4 protein-coding genes and 4 pseudogenes are annotated in these 5,320 nt (G+C 33.4%); 7 read left to right on the forward strand and 1 reads right to left on the reverse strand.

The window, feature by feature from the left end; translation table 11 throughout:
• Positions 1 to 600 (forward strand): hypothetical protein (locus DXD25_RS15590; protein ID WP_233522356.1); only part of this gene is annotated, 600 nt, incomplete at its 5' end.
• Between the two features lie 25 nt (positions 601 to 625).
• Here the strand turns inward: DXD25_RS15590 and DXD25_RS17260 are convergent.
• Positions 626 to 919 (reverse strand): annotated as a pseudogene (locus tag DXD25_RS17260) (hypothetical protein); the annotation flags it as partial.
• 11 nt (positions 920 to 930) lie between these two features.
• Between DXD25_RS17260 and DXD25_RS15600 the strand changes: the two are divergent.
• The 6 genes and pseudogenes from DXD25_RS15600 to DXD25_RS15635 form a co-directional block, all read left to right on the forward strand.
• Positions 931 to 1,095 (forward strand): annotated as a pseudogene (locus DXD25_RS15600) (tyrosine-type recombinase/integrase); the annotation flags it as partial.
• A 4-nt stretch (positions 1,096 to 1,099) separates the two neighbouring features.
• Positions 1,100 to 1,186, forward strand: a pseudogene (locus tag DXD25_RS17265) (DNA resolvase); the annotation flags it as partial.
• A 226-nt stretch (positions 1,187 to 1,412) separates the two neighbouring features.
• Positions 1,413 to 1,889 (forward strand): annotated as a pseudogene (locus tag DXD25_RS17570) (RHS repeat domain-containing protein); the annotation flags it as partial.
• 647 nt (positions 1,890 to 2,536) lie between these two features.
• Positions 2,537 to 3,040: a hypothetical protein gene (locus DXD25_RS15615; protein WP_089542656.1), complete on the forward strand. Its 504-nt coding sequence runs from the start codon at positions 2,537 to 2,539 to the stop codon at positions 3,038 to 3,040.
• Between the two features lie 934 nt (positions 3,041 to 3,974).
• Positions 3,975 to 4,355, forward strand: a complete 381-nt coding sequence (locus DXD25_RS15630; protein ID WP_117664305.1) for a hypothetical protein — start codon at positions 3,975 to 3,977, stop codon at positions 4,353 to 4,355.
• 35 nt (positions 4,356 to 4,390) lie between these two features.
• Positions 4,391 to 4,942 carry a hypothetical protein gene (locus DXD25_RS15635; protein WP_117664306.1) on the forward strand — a complete coding sequence of 184 codons (552 nt, stop codon included), beginning with the start codon at positions 4,391 to 4,393 and terminating at the stop codon, positions 4,940 to 4,942.
• Positions 4,943 to 5,320: the final 378 nt, after the last annotated feature.

A 5,320-nucleotide genomic window follows, 5' to 3' on the forward strand; every position in this document is an offset into this window, starting at 1 on the left:
GCGATATTAATACTTTCTGTGATTTCAATTCTAAACAGTTTGGAATTGAAATCACAGACTGTTGTAAACATTTTAAGTAATGGTTATAAGTTAGAGAGAAGTTTATTTCTACACGGGAAAAAAATCGGGGTATATAATAAAAAGGGTAGATTGATTAAATTGTCCACAGATGACAAAACGCGTCAAAAGATATTTTTAAATCAATCTAATAGCCTAACAGATTATGGAATAATGCTAAAATATCCCGAGGTCATATATAAGGATGCATGTGTTATTGCTGATATTTTATCAAGTTATGACCCAAGCGAAATTTTGTCATTTACAAAGCCAATAGGGGAACAAAAAAAGATTTCTATACAAAATATCAATAAGTATTACACATATCTTGATGCCAGTGTTGACTATGTGTTAAGTATTGAAATTATAGTCAAGGATTGTCTTATTACTCAATATAGTTATACATATAAGCCAAACATGTCTGACGTCATTATTTCATATACATGTGTCTTTACTTATGATAAGAATAATAGGGTCGTAAAATTAAAAAAAGAATATAGGAAACACTATGAAACAATAGAATTCATATATGAAACCAAATAAGACATGTTTCTTGCCAAGTCATATTGTGACTTTCGGTGTATCGAACATTTGGGTCGTCAGATGGAAGAACCATCTTCAATGCCCGATATTTCAAGTCTGCTACCTCCCAAGCTTGATGCTCTCGCCATTGAGTTAGGTTGCCCCAAATGGAGATGACAAGAGATAGAGCCAAGCCTCCAATGAAAAGAAGAACATACTTTGAAGTTGGCTCGAAGCGATGAGTCACTACTTTCTTCAGAGGTGTATTATCCATTGCGTGAAGTTTGTCCTGCACAATTTTTGATGTGGCATTCAGCTCTTGTTTCACCTGATTAATGGTACACTGCGCATCACAACTTTGCGACACGCTGCATTGAAGGCAACTGCGACTACAAGACCGTAAGCGTACTGCTCGGTCATGCCAATATTACAACAACCCTTAATCTCTATGTTCATCCGAACATGGAACAGAAGAAAAAGTGCATCACCAAGATGTTCAAGTCGCTTGGAAAATAGGGAAGAACAGATGAAAGCCGAATATAGGGAAGTAATAAGTCTGCTCCGCAAGGGATATTCCGTTCGGGATGTGGCAAAGTTGAGTGGTTAAGGGGTAAGTACCGTACAACGAGTGAAGCGATTACTAAAAGTACAATCACAGCAATAATACTATTAATTTTACGTTCTTTTTATAGAAAGGGTTTGTGCAATAGTGGCTTATAGGCTAAAAGCACTACCTTTGAATGCTGTTAAATATGGTAATGTTCAAAGTCACAATTTGTGATTTTGGAAAAATGAATATAAATATGACAGATAAAATAGGAAAAAAGGAGGCAACCTTTGCAGTGCCGTACAATGGCGAGGACAACAACGATTATGTCGATGGCAAGGGCTTCTGCTGCAATGATGGCAGCTTGGAGGCTGCTCAGACACGAGCTTTGGTGAGAGCTGCAAAGAATAACTTCCAAGAAGGCGACGCATACGAGAAGATGCAGTTCTACTACCACCCAGACCATTTGGGTAGCAGTAGTTACATCACCAATCTTGATGGCGAGGTGGTGCAACATATCGAGTATGTTCCTTTCGGTGAAGTGTTCGTTGAGGAGCGCAACAACATTTGGAATACACCTTATCTTTTCAATGCGAAGGAATTCGATGAGGAGACAGGATTGTATTACTATGAAGCGAGGTACTATGATCCGAGGTTGAGTCTTTGGCTTTCTATAGATCCCAAAGAAGAAAAATATTCCAATGTGTCAACGTATTGTTATGTTATTTCTAATCCGCTGAAATATACAGATCCTACAGGTATGGAAATTGATATGACAAAAGTTCGTTTGGCTGATGAACAACTTAAATTGTCAACAACTCAGTCTGTAATAAAAGATTTGGCTTCTCAAACGGGATTACAACTCAGTTTGGACAAGGATAACAAGTTGCAATATGCTAAAAATGATGAAGGAAAACCTATTGTTAATAAGATTACCAACAAAAAAGGAAAAGAAATAGATGCAGGAAGTAAAACTGCAAGGAATTTCTTGATAAAAATGATTGACAACAAAACCGAGATAGAAGTATCCTATCATGCTAAACGTACTGTTACATCTGGAACTCAAATAGGTCTCAGTTTTGAGCAAATCAGTAACATGGTTAAAGGTGCTGTTGGTGTAGATGGCAATACGCTTGGTTTTGGCATGACCTTCTTACATGAACTTCATCATACAACAATAGGTGGAGACTATCATGATTCTACAGAACTTTTTGGAACTGGACCAGTTGTTGATAACATGAATATAATCCGCAATGAACTCAACAAACAAGGGTTTAATTATGGAGAAAGGTTAAATTATAAAGCGATCCATACAAAAGAAGGTAATATTATTCCTTTTAATGAATCGGCTTTAACTTCGTTGAAGTACAATAGTTCCATGGGGAAAAAGGCTCATTATATTAAAATAAAATGAGAATCATTATGAGAATATTCTTTTTGATGTGCATTTTGGGGGCTTCTTTGACGATAGCAGCTCAGAATATCATTTATGGTAATAAAAATGAGCAGAGAGCTATAAATATGGCATTTGATATTCTGCAAGTTTATTACCATTCAAAAGAACTGTGTGTTTCAGATTCGATTTATGATCTTGATTGGGATATTTTTTCAGATATGGTTGATACTCAGACCAAACAAATTCTCTGGTCTTATCGAATAGAGAAAAAATTTATTTGGAACGCTCCAACATATTCTGAAGCTTTATTATCTATATTCGGTCCTGAAACTTGTGATTCTTGTATGTATATAGCAAATTTTTCGGAGCCATATAAAGGAATGATAAGATGCGACATCCTACCAAAAGATAAAATGGTTGGCATTTATGGATCGCCTGTTATTTCGGCTTTTCTATTTAAATACAATAATAGAGGAGAAATTTATCAGAGCTATAAAGCTGAAGTCAATATAGACTAATTAAAATTCTTTCAAAAAGGGATTGTGTGAAATGGCACAGTCCCTTTTTATAAGATATTATACAAAGGTCTTTGTATGCCCAATTGTATGATTGCAACCCTCTCCATCTTCATCGCATTCCCATAAAGGTCTTTATTCCATAAAAGTTGTTATAAATGCTGCGAAAATTCTTGATTGTGACATTCCAACCGTAACTTTGCCAGTTCAAACAAATTAAATCATATCAAAATGTAGTAGAATTATAAAAAATCAGCAACAAAATGGAACACAAGAAACAGACCGGGCATGTCTGCCGATGGATGGTTTTTGGCATAACGATTGTCACCATCGTCGTAGGATGTACCATAGTAATCGGCCTATTTGAATGGCGCGACAGAAGCAGGATGGAGAGCAGGAACGCAGAGACACACCTTTGGCGTAAAAACGTGTATGACTTGAATATGCGTGTCGCCAAGTTATCTCTGCTTGGTGAGACATGGAAAAAATGTTAGACATATTATTGTGCGTTTTCTGATTATGCTGCAAATCAACGCAATAAATTCAATAGCCAATCGTTCTTTAGTTATAACATAAAAGCAAAACAATATGAACTATATTTGTCTTTGGGGAATATTAGCGTCTATAACAGGAATTGCAATAATGTTTTCTGTTATTAAGCACAAAAAGTCGGTAAGTGCCATAAAAAATAGCACTTACTTGATTTTTTCAATTTTGATGATATGCTTAGGAATAACAACCATCTTATTTAAAAGATATGATAGTATTTGTGCAATATTCTTTGGTATTACATTCCTAAATATCACATACAAAGACAGGCGTAATTTCCCACCGAGTTTTACAATAAACTATATTAATTATCTTCAAGGATATGTTGTTGGTTTTGTGTCTATAATGTATGCTTTGTTTAGAATTTTTGAATAAATAATCAAGTAATATGTCAATACAATTCCCTATACTTAATATTTCCTTAAGTAATTTAAGTTCACAGGATTTGGAAGAAACCCATATTGGAGACTTATGGGATTATCCTGGCGATAATAGTATCTTTGAAGAATACTACAATAATCAAAAATATGTTGACCAAAGTGGGCATATATTTAAAATAATAGGAAAAAGAAAATCAAATTTTATAAATTCAATAATCCATTTTAATAAAAAAGAACTGATATTTGAGGATTGTGGTGAGACTATTAGCTTCTCTGTATTGAAGGATTTTTTAATCAATAGATACAATTCATTAGATGATAATTTAGCTAAGTCGGTTCTGATTAGATTAACAAAACAATCAAAAAATATCAAGGATTTAATTGGGTAAACGTAAAAATTGTGAAATAATTTAAAATAACAGGTATGAAATATTTAATGCAAATATTACTTGGTTTAATACTTTTACAACTGCTGCAATCATGTGATTACAGTAAGAGTTGCGATGTGTTGTGGATGAAAAAAAATTTTGAAAATAATGCAGAGCTTTTTTTTGATGTTACTAATTTATTTAATAACTCTATTCCAATAAATTTAAAAAAAGAAAATTATGTTAATTTTAATATTAATGATAAAAATAATAGTGTTGATATTATTATAATAAGCAAAAAAGTAATTAATGGAGAAAGAGTCACTCAAAAAGCTAACTCACAAAGGTTAGATAACAAGAATTTTAATCTATTATTGAAAAACTTAGGATGGAACTATTCAAAAGTTGATTCAATACGAAATATGTTACAGAGGATAAAATGCAATACCATTAGAACCGTTGATTATAAATATTTTGATATTGAAATTTATAATAGCTCTAATTTATCGTATTCATATTTACATCTCAAACATAGTATAGAGTACCATAATATTAAAACAATATCAAATAATTCTAAATACGGTAATCTGTTTTCCATTTCTCTGTAACTAATAGCTTGTAGCCGAACAGTAAAAGAAAGCAATTGCAAGCGTGTAAAACAAACTGTATTAAACTATAATAATTATTGTTTAACACAGTTTATTGTACGCTCGGCATGAGCTTATTCTAATGGGTGCAAGTCCCTAATAAGCCTGGTGTGGGAGGTCGGTAAATGTGAAAATAGGAAGCAACTGCCTTTTATGATTAGCATTTACCTCCTACCCGATTCGAAGCGAAGAATGCGCTTGTACCAGATGGTCGTTGTCTATTATTTCTGATTAATTTTCTTTTTAATTTCATTCGCCTCTTTAAATAGGCTATTAGCAATGCTATCTTTAATTGCTGCCATCTGTCTCATTTCGTTATGGTAGCAAATTGAGTCCTCG

This window comes from Prevotella sp. TF12-30, assembly GCF_003436715.1.
Taxonomy (GTDB): domain Bacteria; phylum Bacteroidota; class Bacteroidia; order Bacteroidales; family Bacteroidaceae; genus Prevotella; species Prevotella copri_A.